Annotated in this window: 14 protein-coding genes; 7 read left to right on the forward strand and 7 right to left on the reverse strand. The window is 64.7% G+C overall.

The window, feature by feature from the left end; genetic code table 11:
• Position 1: 1 nt before the first annotated feature.
• The 3 genes from glmM (at position 2) to AB843_RS12955 (ending at position 3,482) form a co-directional block, all read left to right on the forward strand.
• Positions 2-1,354 carry a phosphoglucosamine mutase gene (glmM, locus tag AB843_RS12945; RefSeq protein ID WP_048647271.1) on the forward strand — a complete coding sequence of 451 codons (1,353 nt, stop codon included), beginning with the start codon at positions 2-4 and terminating at the stop codon, positions 1,352-1,354.
• A gap of 227 nt (positions 1,355-1,581) precedes the next feature.
• Positions 1,582-2,427, forward strand: a complete 846-nt coding sequence (locus tag AB843_RS12950) for an outer membrane protein (RefSeq protein WP_048647272.1) — start codon at positions 1,582-1,584, stop codon at positions 2,425-2,427.
• A 212-nt stretch (positions 2,428-2,639) separates the two neighbouring features.
• Entirely contained in the window at positions 2,640-3,482 is an 843-nt protein-coding gene (locus tag AB843_RS12955) for an outer membrane protein (protein ID WP_048647273.1), read from the forward strand.
• A 61-nt stretch (positions 3,483-3,543) separates the two neighbouring features.
• On the opposite strand, the gene AB843_RS12960 is transcribed toward AB843_RS12955, so the two are convergent.
• From AB843_RS12960 to AB843_RS12970, 3 genes are all read right to left on the reverse strand, one after another.
• The gene (locus AB843_RS12960) at positions 3,544-4,170 is read right to left on the reverse strand and encodes a LysE family translocator (RefSeq protein WP_048647274.1); all 627 of its coding nucleotides are present in this window, start codon (positions 4,168-4,170) and stop codon (positions 3,544-3,546) included.
• A gap of 4 nt (positions 4,171-4,174) precedes the next feature.
• Positions 4,175-7,099: a DNA polymerase I gene (polA, locus tag AB843_RS12965; RefSeq protein ID WP_048647275.1), complete on the reverse strand. Its 2,925-nt coding sequence runs from the start codon at positions 7,097-7,099 to the stop codon at positions 4,175-4,177.
• Between the two features lie 642 nt (positions 7,100-7,741).
• Positions 7,742-8,170 carry a Fur family transcriptional regulator gene (locus tag AB843_RS12970; protein WP_048647276.1) on the reverse strand — a complete coding sequence of 143 codons (429 nt, stop codon included), beginning with the start codon at positions 8,168-8,170 and terminating at the stop codon, positions 7,742-7,744.
• A gap of 196 nt (positions 8,171-8,366) precedes the next feature.
• Between AB843_RS12970 and AB843_RS12975 the strand changes: the two genes are divergently transcribed.
• The 4 genes from AB843_RS12975 to AB843_RS12990 are packed head-to-tail and all read left to right on the forward strand — an operon-like array spanning position 8,367 to position 11,927.
• Positions 8,367-9,260 carry a metal ABC transporter substrate-binding protein gene (locus tag AB843_RS12975; protein ID WP_048647277.1) on the forward strand — a complete coding sequence of 298 codons (894 nt, stop codon included), beginning with the start codon at positions 8,367-8,369 and terminating at the stop codon, positions 9,258-9,260.
• On the forward strand, positions 9,257-10,165 hold the full coding sequence (locus tag AB843_RS12980) for a manganese/iron ABC transporter ATP-binding protein (protein WP_048647278.1): 909 nt from the start codon (positions 9,257-9,259) through the stop codon (positions 10,163-10,165). Before AB843_RS12975 ends, AB843_RS12980 begins: the two co-directional genes overlap by 4 nt.
• Positions 10,162-11,037, forward strand: coding sequence for a metal ABC transporter permease (locus tag AB843_RS12985; RefSeq protein WP_048647279.1), 876 nt, complete (start codon positions 10,162-10,164; stop codon positions 11,035-11,037). Before AB843_RS12980 ends, AB843_RS12985 begins: the two co-directional genes overlap by 4 nt.
• Positions 11,034-11,927: a metal ABC transporter permease gene (locus AB843_RS12990; protein ID WP_048647280.1), complete on the forward strand. Its 894-nt coding sequence runs from the start codon at positions 11,034-11,036 to the stop codon at positions 11,925-11,927. Before AB843_RS12985 ends, AB843_RS12990 begins: the two co-directional genes overlap by 4 nt.
• Before the next feature lie 46 nt (positions 11,928-11,973).
• Here AB843_RS12990 and AB843_RS12995 read toward each other — a convergent pair whose 3' ends face one another.
• The 4 genes from AB843_RS12995 to AB843_RS13010 are packed head-to-tail and all read right to left on the reverse strand — an operon-like array spanning position 11,974 to position 14,812.
• Positions 11,974-12,381, reverse strand: coding sequence for a RidA family protein (locus tag AB843_RS12995; RefSeq protein ID WP_048647281.1), 408 nt, complete (start codon positions 12,379-12,381; stop codon positions 11,974-11,976).
• Between the two features lie 34 nt (positions 12,382-12,415).
• Complete coding sequence (locus AB843_RS13000; protein WP_048647282.1) at positions 12,416-13,102, reverse strand: ABC transporter ATP-binding protein; 687 nt, start codon at positions 13,100-13,102, stop codon at positions 12,416-12,418.
• Positions 13,099-13,848 (reverse strand): ABC transporter ATP-binding protein, encoded by a 750-nt coding sequence (locus tag AB843_RS13005; RefSeq protein ID WP_048647283.1) that lies wholly within the window; start codon positions 13,846-13,848, stop codon positions 13,099-13,101. Before AB843_RS13005 ends, AB843_RS13000 begins: the two co-directional genes overlap by 4 nt.
• Entirely contained in the window at positions 13,841-14,812 is a 972-nt protein-coding gene (locus AB843_RS13010) for a branched-chain amino acid ABC transporter permease (protein WP_048647284.1), read from the reverse strand. Before AB843_RS13010 ends, AB843_RS13005 begins: the two co-directional genes overlap by 8 nt.
• Positions 14,813-14,815 lie beyond the last annotated feature (3 nt).

Genomic DNA, 14,815 nt, shown 5'->3' on the forward strand with positions numbered 1-14,815 from the left:
AATGGCGAAGAAGTATTTTGGTACGGACGGTATTCGCGGCCGCGCGAACCGTTTTCCGATGACGGCGGAAATCGCCATGAAGGTCGGGATGGCCGCGGGCCTCTCTTTCCAGAACGGCAACCACCGCCACCGTGTCGTGCTCGGCAAGGATACGCGGCTTTCCGGTTACATGATTGAAAACGCCATGGTTTCGGGGTTTTGCGCGGCGGGCATGGACGTGTTCCTGCTCGGGCCGATCCCGACACCGGCAGTTGCCATGCTCGTGCGCTCGCTGCGCGCCGATATCGGCGTGATGATCTCGGCCTCGCACAATCCCTACCACGACAACGGCATCAAGCTGTTCGGCCCGGACGGTTACAAGCTGTCCGACAAGATCGAGGGCCGCATCGAAGCGATGCTCGACAAGGAAGTCGAGCTCGCACTCGCCGATAATGGTGGGCTTGGCCGCGCCAAGCGCGTCGATGGCGTGCATGACCGCTATATCGAGTTCGCCAAGCGCACCCTGCCGCGCTCCATGTCGCTGTCGGGCCTGCGCATTGTCGTCGATTGCGCCAATGGCGCGGCCTACAAGGTGGCGCCGGCGGCTCTGTGGGAGCTCGGCGCCGAGGTGGTGACGATCCATGACGAGCCGAATGGCGTCAACATCAACGAGGAATGCGGCTCGACGCACCCGTGGAGCCTGGCCAAGAAAGTACACGAGGTGCGCGCCGATATCGGCATCGCGCTCGATGGCGACGCCGACCGCGTGGTCATCGTCGACGAGAACGGCGCGGTCATCGACGGCGACCAGATCATGGGCCTGATCGCCCAGTCCTGGCACGAGATGGGCCGGCTCGCCGGCGGCGGGGTCGTGGCGACGGTGATGTCCAATCTCGGTCTCGAGCGCTTCCTGGGCGATCTGAAGCTCGACCTGCACCGCGTCCAGGTGGGCGACCGCTATGTGGTGGAGCGCATGCGGTCCAATGGGCTGAATGTCGGCGGCGAACAGTCGGGCCACGTGGTCCTGTCCGATTTCTCGACCACCGGCGATGGGCTGGTCGCGGCGCTGCAGGTGCTTGCCTGCATCAAGCGCCAGAACAAGCCGGCCAGCGAGGTCTGCAAGGTGTTCGAGCCGGTGCCGCAACTGTTGAAGAACATCCGCATCAGTGGCGGCAAGCCGCTCGATACGGCCCCGGTGAAGGCGGTCATAGCCGACGCCGAATCGCGCCTTGGCAACAAGGGCCGCCTGGTGATCCGCCCTTCGGGCACCGAGCCGCTGATCCGCGTGATGGCAGAGGCCGACGATCCGTCGCTGGTCGAGAGCGTGGTCGACGACATCATCCACGCCATCGCCGAATCGAAGAACGCCGCCTGACCGACAGGCTGGATGCATGAGGAAGGCCGGTGCCATGCGCGCCGGCTTTTTTGCATTTCCCGGCCCGTATCGACCTCCGGCACACGCCGGTTCCCGTAAAACGTGCATATCGAACGTGGTTAAGGCTTAAGGTTAAGCGGTACTTAACCTTTTCATTCGAATATCCCGTCAACTTGCAATCAGCCAGTGTGCCCAGGGGGGCGCGGCGACGTCAAGGATGGGAAGCCATGTCTAAGTTTACAAAGGTGTTCGGGGCGGCCTTTCTGCTCATCGTCCCGACGGTCGGCTTTGCCGCCGATCTTTATGAGCCGCCGATCATCGAGGCGCCGCCACCGCAGATCATTGAGCCCGCGCCCTCGTTCGGCGGCTGGTATATCCGCGGCGATCTCGACTACCATTGGTCGAAGCTGCGCGGCACCGAATACATCACCTACGGCGCCGGTGGCGGCACCGACGATTTCGACACGACGAAGCTGAAGGGCGCCATGTCGCTCGGCGCCGGCGTCGGCTACCAGATCAACAGGCATCTGCGCACCGATCTGACCGCCGACTATTGGTTCAAGTCGGATTTCGAGGGCACCACGTCCGGCACCTGCGGCGGCGGCGTCCCTTGCGTGTCGACCGACAGCACGGCCTACAGCGCGCTGCTGCTGATGGCCAACGCCTATGTCGATCTGGGCACCTATTACGGCGTGACTCCCTATGTCGGCGCCGGCATCGGTGGCGCCTATGTGAAATGGGATGATCTGACGAATTCGATCAGCGGCGGCAGCACGATTGTCCACAAGGGGTCGAGCAACTGGCGCTTCGCCTATTCGCTGATGGCCGGCGCCTCCTACTGCCTGACGCAGAACCTGAACCTGGATCTCGGCTACCGTTATACGCGTGTCGCCGGTGGGCGGATGTTCGAATATGCCTCCGGCGTCGCTCCCGGCTTCGACAAGGGCATCAACGTGCATGAGGCGCGCGCCGGCCTGCGTTACCAGTTCGGCCCGGGCAATCCCAATTGCATCTCCGAACCGCAGGTTGTGAGCTACGAGCCGCCTCCGTTCGAGCCGCCGGTCTACAAGTAACCCTGTCCCATCGGACCTGGAACCGCCCGGCCTTGTGCCGGGCGGTTTTTTGTTTTGCGGTTCGTCGGGCCGTGCAGCCGCTTGAAACCCATGGTCAACAAACACGCTAACCCAACGTTAGCCTTAACCGTCGCTTAACTGCGATGGTTAACAATGCTTCCGAACAGCGGCGGGGGCACCCTTAATCCGTCGCATCTCGCGGAGTCCGGATTATGTGCTTAATTACCCGTCTGCTCATCTCGTCAGTGGCGCTGACACTGGTACCGCTCGGCCTCGCCCGCGCGGCCGACTACGATCCGCCGATCGTCATCGAGGAGGCGCCCGATGTGGTTCCCATCGAAATCGGTTCCGGATGGTATCTGCGCGGCGACATCGGCTATTCGCTGAAGACCGAGCCCAAGGACCCGTTCACCTATCGAACCTTCGATGGCGTGAGCTACGGCGCGAACAGCTTTGACACGGGCTCCCTGTCGAAGGATTTCAGCTTCGGCGTCGGCTTCGGTTATTCCTTCACGGACTGGCTGCGCGCCGACGTGACCCTCGACCGGTTCAGCGCCAGCTTCTCCGGCACGACCTCCAGCGGCAGTCCCTGCACGGCGGGCAGCCCACTCGGCACCACCTGCCGCTCCGACGATTCTTCGGAGTTGACGGCTTATTCCGTTCTGCTGAACGGCTATGTCGATCTCGGCACCTATGTCGGTTTCACGCCCTATGTCGGCGCCGGCGTCGGCTACACCTATGTCAATTGGGACGACCTCAGCAACAGCGCCTACTGCGTCGGCGGGGCCTGCCCCAGCCCGTCGCTCGCCGGCACATCGACCCATGCGGGCGAATCGGACTGGCGCTTCACCTATGCGCTGATGGCCGGCGTGTCCTACGACTTCTCCAACAACATGAAGGTCGATCTCGGCTACCGCTACCGCAATGTCGATGGCGGCGACATGTTCGCCTTCGACGCAGCGACGGCCGCTGCCGGCGCCACCGGTGTCCAGGGCAGCGATGCCGGCTTTTCCAGCCACGAAGTGCGTGTCGGCCTGCGCTACGAATTGTGGTAGGCGATCACCGCCGGAGTTGCTTCAGTCATCAAACCCCGCCTTCGTCGGCGGGGTTCTCGTTCTAGCGGGCGGTCGTCCAACCGAACCAGAGCGCAACCAGAGCCAGAAGCGCCGAAAGAACGCGCCGGGCGAGACGCTCGCGCCGCGGATCGTCCAGAAGCGGCTGCAATGCACCGGCCAGGATGACGATGGCCGCATGGATCAGCGTCGCGGCGGTGACGTAGATGCCGGTCAGAAGCATGGTTTGCGGCGTCAGGGGCCGGGTCGGGTCGATGAAGGTCGGCAGGACGGCGACGTAGAAGACCGCGGCCTTCGGGTTGAGCAGGTTCGTCACCAGCCCGCGCATGAAATGCGCGCCATCCGGCTTGTCGTTGCTGGCCACCACGTCGGTTCCCTGCCGCCAGCCGTCCCAGGCGAGATAGAGCAGGAACAGGATTCCGGCCCAGCGCAACCCCTCGTAGAGCGGCGGCGAGGCGTGGACCACCTCGGCCACGCCGAGGGCGGCAATGACGCCGATGGCGCCCAGCCCGAGTGCCACGCCGGCCACCGTCGCAAACCCGGCGCGGCGGCCTTCCGATGCGGAAACCAGCGCCAGATAGGCCATGTTCGGGCCCGGTGTCAGCTCGATCAGCACCGAGGTCAGGGCGAAGGATGCGATCGTCGCAAGGTCGAGCCCGAGAAATGTCATGTGGTCAGTGGGCTTCGTCCCAATTGTCGGCGGCGCGCGCCTCCACCTGCAGCGGCACGGTCAGGGCGCGCGCCGGCAGGGCGGCGTTCTCCATCACGTGGCAGATGATGGGAATGGCCTTCTCGACCTTCTCGTTCGGCGCCTCGAAGATCAATTCGTCATGCACCTGCAGCAGCATCTTGACGTCGTCGAGCCCGGCGTTGAGCAGCGCCTCGTCCATGCGGGCCATGGCGCGGCGAATGATGTCGGCGGCGGACCCCTGGATCGGCGCGTTGATCGCCGCGCGCTCGTTGAAGGCGCGCAATTGCGGGTTCGACGAGCGGATTTCCGGATAATGGGCGCGGCGGCCGAAGACCGTCTCGACATAACCGTTGGCGCGCGCCTGCGCCTTGGTGTCGTCCATGTAGTTCTTGATGCCGGGAAAGCGCTCGAAATAGCGCTTGATGTAGGCGCCGGCCTCTTCGCGCGGGATGGCGAGCTGGTTGGCCAGGCCAAAGGCCGAGATGCCGTAGATGATGCCGAAATTGATCGCCTTGGCGCGGCGGCGCACCTCCGGCGGCATGCCCTCGACGGGCACGTCGAACATTTCCGAGGCCGTCATGGCGTGGATGTCGAGGCCGTCGGCGAAGGCCTTCTTCAGTTCAGGGATGTCGGCAACGTGAGCCAGCACGCGCAATTCGATCTGGCTGTAGTCGGCCGAGATCAGCTTGGTGCCCTCGGGCGCCACGAAGGCGGCGCGGATCTTGCGGCCTTCCGCCGTGCGGATCGGGATGTTCTGCAGGTTCGGTTCGGACGAAGAAAGCCGGCCTGTCGTGGTCGAGGCCATGGCATAGGAGGTGTGGACGCGCTTCGTCTGAGGATTGATGTAGCCGGGCAGGGCGTCCGTGTAGGTCGATTTGAGCTTCGTCACCTGGCGCCAGTCGACGATCTTGCGCGGCAGCTCATGGCCGGCGGCAGCCAGATCCTCCAGCACCTGGGCCGATGTCGACCATTGGCCGGTTTTCGTCTTGCTGCCACCCGGCAGGCTCATCTTGGCGAACAGGATTTCGCCGAGCTGTTTTGGCGAACCGATGGTGAAGCGCTCGCCGGCGAGCGCATAGATCTCATCCTCCATGCCGGCCGCCGTCTGGGCGAAATCACCCGACAGGCGCGACAGGATCTGCCGGTCGACCTCAATGCCGCGATGCTCCATGCGGCAGATGACCGGGATCAGCGGCCGCTCGAGGCGCTCGTAGACGCTCGTCAGGCCTTGGGCTGCCAGGCGCGGCTTCAACACCTGCCAGAGGCGCAGGGTGACGTCGGCATCCTCGGCGGCGTAGGCGGTGGCGCGCTCCAGATCGACCATGTCGAAGGTCACCTGCCCGCGCCCGGAGCCGGTCAGTTCCTTGTAGGGGATCGGCGTATGGCCGAGCCAGCGCTCCGACAGCGCGTCCATGCCGTGGCTGACCGTGCCGTGGCTGCCGGTGCCGGCGTCGAGCACGTAGGAAATCAGCATCGTGTCGTCGCAGCCGACGATCTCGACGCCGAGCCTGTACATCAGCAGCCAGTCATATTTGAGGTTCTGGCCGATCTTCAGCACCGACGGGTCGGCCATCACCTGCCGTATGGCATCGAGTGCGTCCTTTTCGGCAATCTGGCCGTCGATCATGCCGCCGCCCAGAAGATCGCCCGTGCCGTTCTTGTGGCTGAGCGGCACATAGGCCGCCCGGCCCGGCTGCGTCGCTAGTGAGAAGCCGCAGAGCTCGGCCTGCATCGGGTCGAGCGAGGTGGTTTCCGTATCGAAGGCGAGAATCCCGGTCTCATAGGCGTCGGCGATCCAGGCGCGCAGCGTGTCGAGGTCGCGGATGCAGACATAGGCGGCCCGGTCGAACACCTCGGCCGGGGCGGCTTCGGCGATCCTGGCGGCCAGCTTCTGCGGTGTCGATGCCGCATCGTCGGCTGTGGGCTCCGCCTTGGCGGTCGACGTGCCCATGTCCGGCCCGTGCGCGGCTTCACCCGTTTCAACCTGCACTTCCGTCGCCTCGATCTCGGCCACTTCGGCGCCCGTCGCCTCCGCCACCCGCCGGGTCAGCGTGGAAAACTCCATGGCCTTCAGGAAGCCGATCAGCTTCGGCCCGTCCGGCGGCGCCAACTCGAAGGTGTCGATCTGGAACTCGACCGGCGCATCGGTGCGCAGCCGCACCAGTTCGCGTGAGATGCGCGCTTTTTCGGCGAACTCGATCAGGTTCTCGCGGCGCTTGTTCTGCTTGATCTCGCCGGCGCGCGCCAGCAGCGTGTCGAGGTCGCCATATTCCTCCAGGAGTTGCGCCGCGGTCTTCGGGCCAATGCCCGGCACGCCCGGCACATTGTCGACGGAATCACCGGTCAGCGCCTGCAGGTCGATCATCTTTTCCGGCGGCACGCCCCATTTCTCGATCACCTCCGGCACGCGAATTTCGCGGTCCTTCATCGGGTCGTACATGGAGACCGAGCCATCGACGAGCTGCATCAGATCCTTGTCGGAGGAGACGATGGTGGTCTCGCCGCCGGCTTCCGTGGCCAGCCGCGCATAGGTGGCGATCAGATCGTCGGCCTCGAAGCCGGGCAGCTCTATGCAGGGCAGGTCGAAGGCGCGGGTGGCCTCGCGGATCAGGCCGAATTGCGGGATCAGGTCTTCCGGCGGTTCGGAGCGGTTGGCCTTGTACTCCGGGTACAGATCGTTGCGGAACGTCTTCGACGAATGGTCGAAAATCACCGCGAAATGGGTCGGCGTGACACCGACATCCGTGTCGCGGGCGCTCTGCAGCAGCTTCCACAGCATGTTGCAGAAACCGGCCACGGCGCCGACCGGCAGGCCGTCGGATTTGCGGGTCAGCGGGGGCAGCGCGTGATAGGCGCGAAAAATATAGCCCGAGCCGTCAATGAGGAAGAGATGATCGCCTTTTTTCATGGCTGCTACGGGTAGCGCGATGGCTCCCGCCTGTCCATGGCAAAGGGGGCAAACCGGCGGTTTGCACGCCAATGTGCTGACAGCAACGGACGGTAGGTCAAACGTTGTGCGGCTAGCGCCGTGCGTGGTTCGACAGGCTCACCATGAGGGCGGTCGGGTTTGGCAGGGAACCTGATTCCAGGGCGTTGCAGACGGGCTTTGCAACCATACGCCTCCCCTCATGGTGAGCCTGTCGAACCACGCACCGGGTCAATGCAATGGGCGTAGAGTATTGCGTCGTTTACGACGTTCGGACGCTACACAAGGGCGCCCTATCTCATTGTTTTTGCGCAATTCCGGACGGAGAACGGATCCTCACTTCTCCTGGAACCGCTCTACCCATCACGTCTTTGTTACGAACTTGTAATGCTTGTGCCCTTGAATCGCCACGTTCAAGCACAAAATATCAGGAAGCGGCAATTTTTCGCCGTGGTCCGGCCAAGGCTCGTCCCCCGCCTTTTCCGGACAAAATAGCGGCAGCCTCATCCCCCCTCTCCGGGCTGCCGCGGTGTTTCAAGCATGGCCGCCGTGGTATCCCCTCCACCACGGCGGCACTTGCGTTTGGTTCACGGGCCGTGTCGCCGCCTTGGGGCAGCTTCAATTTCAACGCTTGCGCTTGCGGCCGTAGAGTTCCAGCCGGTGATGGACGATATCGTAGCCCAGCGAGCGGGCGATTTCTTCCTGCAGGGCCTCGATCTTGTTCGAATGGAATTCGATCACGTCGCCCGTGTCCATGTCGATCAGATGGTCGTGGTGTTCGCCGCCGGCCTGCTCGAAGCGGGCGCGACCGCCCTCGAAGGCGTGGCGGTGGATGGCGCCCATGCCTTCCAGCAGTTTCATCGTGCGGTAGACAGTCGACAGAGAAATGCTCGAATCGATCGCCGAGGCACGCTGGAATATTTCCATCGCGTCGGGATGATCCTCCGTGTCCGTCAGGATCTGCAGGATGATCTTGCGCGGCCGGGTGATCCTGATGCCTGCGCGGCGCATCTCGCGCTCGTAATCCGGCTTGCGGTTCTGGTGCTGATTCATAGCTCGACTATGCGTCAGATGACAATCAGTTGCAAAGATTCCAAGTATGCACCGCACGAGGCATACCCAGAAAATCCTTTCGCAGACTGGTCTGCCACTTTTTAATGCAAATGATTTGCAATAGCGTTGACGTGCTCCGGTTTTCGCTCTAACTTCCGTCGTGTTGTTCCATTGCCATTTGCTTCAGGGGAAATTCATGGGTTTAGCCAAGGGTCTGGCCGTTCTGCTCGTCGCGGCCTTTGCCGCGTCGCCGGCTTTCGCGCAGGACGAGCGCTTCAAGGCCGTCACCACATTCACCGTCATCGCCGATATGGCGCGCAACGTTGCCGGTGACGCCGCGGTGGTCGAATCGATCACCAAGCCGAATGCCGAGATCCACAATTACCAGCCCACTCCGGGCGACATCCTGCGGGCGCAGGATGCCGACCTGATCCTGTGGAACGGGCTCAACCTGGAGCTCTGGTTCGAACGCTTCTTCGGCAATCTGCGTGACGTGCCGAGCATCGTCGTGTCGGACGGCGTCGCGCCGATGGGTATTTCCGAGGGGCCTTACACCGGCAAGCCCAATCCGCATGCCTGGATGTCGCCGAGCGACGCGCTGATCTATGTCGACAACATCCGCGATGCGTTTTCCCAGCACGACCCGGAGAATGCCGAGACCTATGCGCGCAACGCCGAAGCCTACAAGGAGAAGATCAAGGCCACCGCCGAACCGATCCGCGCCCGTCTTGCGGCGGTGCCGGAGGCGCGGCGCGTGCTGGTCACCAGCGAGGGTGCCTTCAGCTATCTGGCGCGCGATTTCGATATGAAGGAATTGTACATCTGGCCGATCAACGCCGACCAGCAGGGCACCCCGCAGCAGGTGCGGCACGTCATCGATTCGATCCGTGCGGGTAATGCGCCCGCCGTGTTCAGCGAGAGCACGGTGTCGCCCGATCCGGCCCAGCAGGTGGCGCGTGAAACCGGGATCAAATATGGCGGCGTGCTGTATGTGGATTCGCTGAGCGACGCGGACGGCCCCGTGCCCACCTATCTGGACCTTCTGCGCGTGACGAGCGAAACGATCGCCATAGGGCTGACCGGAGAATGAACGCGCCTGTCGTCAGAACCAGGCCTGCCGCCTCCGAGCCCGGTATCGACGTCCGTGATGTGACAGTCACCTACCGCAACGGGCACACCGCCCTGCATGACGCCAATTTTTCGATCCCGACGGGCACGATCACGGCGCTCGTCGGCGTCAACGGCAGCGGCAAGTCGACGCTGTTCAAGGCGATCATGGGTTTCGTGCCCGTCGCAAAGGGCAGCGTCTCGATCCTCGGCGCGCCGGCCGGCCGGGCGTTGAAGCGTAACGTCGTCGCCTATGTGCCGCAGGCCGAGGAGGTCGACTGGAATTTTCCGGTTCTGGTCGAGGACGTGGTGATGATGGGCCGCTATGGCCATATGAACTTCCTGCGCTGGCCGCGTCCGGCCGACCGCGCCATGGTCGATGCCGCGCTGGAGCGCGTCGGCATGGCCGACTACCGCAAGCGGCAGATCGGCGAGCTTTCCGGCGGGCAGAAGAAGCGTGTCTTCCTCGCCCGTGCGCTGGCCCAGGAAGGGCGGGTGATCCTGCTCGACGAGCCGTTCACCGGCGTCGATGTCCGGACGGAGGAATCGATCATCGCCCTGCTGCGCGCGCTGCGCGACGAAGGGCATGTCATCCTCGTCTCGACGCACAATCTCGGCAGTGTGCCACGCTTCTGCGACCGAGCGGTGCTGATCAACCGCACGGTTCTCGCCGCCGGACCGACTGCGGAGGTGTTCACCCACGCCAATCTGGAGAAAGCCTTCGGCGGCGTGCTGCGTCAGTTCACGTTGGGCGGTGCGGAGCTGCATGAGGATGCCGAGCAGGATACGCGGCGCGTCACCGTGTTGACCGACGACGAACGACCCTTCGTCATCTATGGCGAGGGTGAGAACGGCACATCACCGGAAAAGGGAAAGCAGAAGCCATGAGCGCATATCTGCTCGAGCCGTTCGCCTATGGCTACATGGTCAACGCCATGTGGGTCAGCGCGCTGGTTGGCGGCGTCTGCGCCTTCCTGTCCGCCTATCTGATGCTCAAGGGCTGGTCGCTGATCGGCGATGCGCTGTCGCACTCCATCGTCCCCGGGGTTGCCGGCGCCTACATGCTCGGCCTGCCATTCTCCCTCGGCGCCTTTTTCGCCGGCGGCCTGGCGGCCGGCGCCATGTTCTTCCTCAACCAGCGCACCAAGCTGCGCGAGGATGCCATCATCGGCCTGATCTTCACCTCCTTCTTTGGCCTCGGGCTGTTCATGGTCTCGCTGTCGCCGGCGGCGGTGAACATCCAGACCATCGTGCTTGGCAACATCCTGGCCATCACGCCGGGCGACACGCTGCAGCTCGTTGTCATTTCAGGCGTCACGCTGGCCGTTCTGGCGGTCAAGTGGAAGGACCTGATGGTCGCCTTCTTCGACGAGAACCATGCACGCTCCATCGGCCTCAATCCCGGCCGGCTGCGGCTGATCTTCTTCACGCTGCTCAGCGCCTGCACGGTGGCGGCGATGCAGACGGTCGGCGCCTTCCTCGTCATCGCCATGGTGGTGACGCCGGGGGCGACGGCCTATCTGCTGACCGATCGCTTTCCGCGGCTGATCGGCATCGCCGTCGCCATCGGCTCCCTGTCCAGCCTGGTCGGCGCCTATGCCAGCTATTTCCTCGACGGCGCCACCGGCGCCATCATCGTCGTCCTGCAGACGCTGGCCTTCCTCACGGCCTTCTTCCTGGCGCCGAAGCATGGATTCCTCGCCGCGCGCAAGCGCGCCCGTGCGGCCCTGGAAGCCCCGATGCGGGAGGCTGGCGCATGAGCGCGTTGCTCGACAATCCGCTGTTGCCGTTCGCCTTTCCGTTCATGCAGCACGCCTTCATCATCTCCGTGCTGATCGCCGCGCCGATGGCCTTGCTTTCCTGCTTCCTGGTGCTGAAGGGCTGGTCGCTGATGGGCGATGCGGTCAGCCATGCGGTGCTGCCCGGCGTGGTGATCGCCTATATCGTCGGCCTGCCTCTGGCGATCGGGGCCTTCGCCGCCGGCATGACCTGCGTCGTCGGCATCGGCTATCTGAAGGAGAACAGCCGGGTCAAGGAAGACACGATCATGGGCGTGGTCTTCTCCGGCATGTTCGCGCTCGGCCTGCTGCTCTACACGAAGATCCGCACCGACGTGCATCTCGATCACATCCTGTTCGGCGACATGCTCGGCGTTTCGTGGGGAGACATCGCGCAAACCGGCATCATCGCCCTGGTGGTCTGCACGGCGATCATGCTGTTTCGCCGCGACCTGCTGCTGCACGCCTTCGATCCGCAGCACGCGCAGGCGATCGGCCTGCCGGTCAGGGCGCTGCATTACGGGCTCCTGGCGATCCTGTCGCTGAGCATCGTTGCGGCGCTGGCGGCGGTCGGCATCATCCTGGCGATCGCCATGCTGATCGGCCCGGGCGCGGTGGCCTTCCTGCTCGCCCGCCGCTTCGACCGCATGCTGCTCGTCAGCCTGGCGGTGGGGCTTTTCGCCTCGTTCTTCGGGGTCTATCTGAGCTTCTTCCTCGACAGCGCACCGGCGCCGACCATCGTGCTCCTGATGACCTGCATGTTCATCGCGGCGTTCGTCTATACGCTCAGCCGCAGCGCGCGGGAGGATGCGGGCAGACAAGCAAGCGTTGACGCTGCCCCTCGCCCCCCTGCCGGGACCCTCTCCCCGTAAACGGGGCGAGGGGGTTGTCTGGAACGATGCCGGCAGACGGAAATCGTCAGTCCGGCAGGACTGCCGTCGCCTCGATCTCCACCTTCGCCTGGTCCTCGATCAGCGCCGTCACCTGCACCACGCTCATGGGCGGAAAGTTGCGGCCCATCACGGCGCGATAGGCTTCGCCCAGTTCGCGCAGGCGGCTCGTGTAGGCCTGCTTGTCGGTGATGAACCAGGTGAGCCGCACCACATGCTCGGGGCCGCCGCCGGCCTCCTGCAGAAGGGCGGCGATGTTTTCCAGCGCCTGGCGCACCTGGCCGATGAAATCGTCGGTCTCGAAGACCTGATCGCCGGTCCAGCCGATCTGCCCGCCCAGGAAGACGGTGCGCCCCCGCGTGACCATGCCGTTGGAATAGCCCCGGGCGGGGGCCCAGTCGGCCGGCTGGAGAACTTGGTGAACGGGAGCGGTCATGGTCTTTCCTTCGTACTGTCAAACTGAGGCGTGATCACACGCCGAGAAAACGTTGCTGGGTTTCGTCGTCGAGGGCGGCCGGCGCGCCGTTCCAGACCGTGCGACCCTTCTCGAGGATGGTGCAGCGGTCGGCAACCGGCAGGAGCTCGCTCAGCGTCTTGTCGACGATCAGGATCGATTGCCCCTCCTTCTTGACCGTGCGGATCGCCCGCCAGATGTCCTGGCGGATGACCGGCGCCAGCCCCTCCGTCGCTTCGTCGAGGATGAGCAGGCTGGGATTGGTGAGCAATGCCCGGCCGATGGCCAGCATCTGCTGCTCGCCGCCCGACAACGTGCTGGCATATTGGCCGCGCCGTTCGGCCAGGCGCGGGAACAGCGCGTTGACGCCGGCCAGCGTCCATTTGCCGGTGCGGGCGGCGGCGAGCAGATTTTCCTCCACCGTCAGGTTCGGGAAGCAGCGCCGCCCTTCGGGCACGAGGCCGATGCCCAGGCGGGCGATCTTGTGCGGGCGCAGGCGGGCTATGTCCTTGCCGGCAAATCGTATCGTGCCCGACCGCGCTGGCGTCAGGTGACAGATCGAGCGGATGGTGGTGGTCTTGCCCATGCCGTTGCGGCCCATCAGGGCCACCACTTCACCCTCGTCGACGGTCAGGTCGACGCCGAACAGGGCCTGCGACTTGCCGTAGAAGGTCTCCAGCCCGCGGATTTCGAGAAGCGTCATGCGCCTTCTCCCAGATAGGCTTCGCGGACCGCCGGGTGATTGCGGATTTCATCGACCGTGCCCGTGGCGATGATGCGCCCGTAGACCAGAACGGAAATGCGGTCGGCCAGGGCGAAGACGGCGTCCATGTCGTGCTCGACGAGCAGGATCGGCGCTTCCTGGCGCAATGTGGCGAGGAAGCTTGTCAGCGCCTGCGAGCCTTCCGGTCCCATGCCGGCCATCGGCTCGTCGAGCAGGAAGGCCTTCGCACCCAGCGCCAGGGCGATGGCGATCTCCAATTGCCGGCGCTCGCCATGCGACAGCTCGGCGGCTGGAATGTCGGCCCGGTCGGCCAGGCCGACGCGCGCCAGCGCTTCGCGGGCGGGCTCGGTCAGGCTGGTGTCGCGCATCACCGGGCGGAAGAAGCGGAAGCTCGATCCGGCGCGCGCCTGCACCGCCAGCATGACGTTGCGCAGGGCGGAGAATTCCGGCGCCAGCGACGACACCTGAAAGGTGCGGCCCATGCCGAGCCGCGCGCGCGCGGCCATGTCGAGCGGCTTGACGTCTTGGCCGGCGAAGCGGATGTCGCCGCTGTCGGGCTTCAGCGATCCGGCAATCTGGTGGATCAACGTCGATTTGCCGGCGCCATTGGGACCGATCAGCGCGTGAATCTCGCCCGGCAGCAATGTGAGGCTGACGCCATCCGTCGCCTGCAGCGCGCCGAAGCTCTTGCGCAGATCGCGGATTTCCAGGATGGGCTCAGCCATGTCGCGCCCTCCCGGCAAACATGCCCATCACGCCGCCGCGGGCGAACAGCACCACGGCCAGCAGGATCAGGCCGAGGAAGAGCTGCCAGTGTTCCGTGATGCCGCCCAGCGCGAACTCGAACAGCACATAGACGATGGCGCCGGCGAGCGGCCCGGCCAGCCTTCCGACGCCGCCAAGGATGATCAGCACGATCAGCTCGCCCGACATATGCCAGGAGAACATGGAAGGGCTGACGAAGCGGTTGAGATCGGCAAACAGCGCGCCGGCCACCGCCGTCAGCATGGCGGACAGGATGAAGGCGGCAAGCCGGATGCGGAACGGCGCGATGCCGACGGCGGCAAGGCGCGTCTCGTTCTGCCGGCCTGCCTGAAGTGCCGCGCCAAAGCGCGAATCGCGGATCAGCGCGAACAGCACGAGGCCCGCCGCGAGAAGCGCGAAGCTGATCAGGAAAAAGCTCATCGGCGCCAGCGTGTTCAGGCCGGGAAAGCCGTTGCGCACGTAGATCGACAGGCCGTCCTCGCCGCCATAGGCCGGCCAGGAAATGGCGAAATAGTAGATCATCTGCGCGAAGGCCAGCGTGATCATGATGAAGTAGACGCCGGACGTCCTGAGCGAGATCAGGCCGATCAGGGCTGCGATGATGCCGGCGACGACGGCGCCGGCGAGCCAGATGACGATCATCTGGTTGGTGCCGGGCAGGCCAAACAGCAACGGCTCGCCGTTGAAGGCGTGGGTGGCCAGGATGCCGGCCGCATAGCCGCCAATGCCGAAGAACGCCGCGTGGCCGAAGGAGACCAGCCCGCCGAGGCCGAGCGCGATGTTGAGCCCGGTGGCGGCCAGTCCGAGAATGGCCATGCGGGTGGCGAGCGTGATGTAGAACGGCTCGCCGATCGCCTGGGCGACGAACGGTGCGGCCAGCAGGCCGAGCACGAGAAAGGCGGTGACGATGGTTTCGCGGCTCATCCC

The sequence above is a fragment of the Nitratireductor soli genome, assembly GCF_001050155.1.
Classification (GTDB): Bacteria; Pseudomonadota; Alphaproteobacteria; order Rhizobiales; family Rhizobiaceae; genus Nitratireductor; species Nitratireductor soli.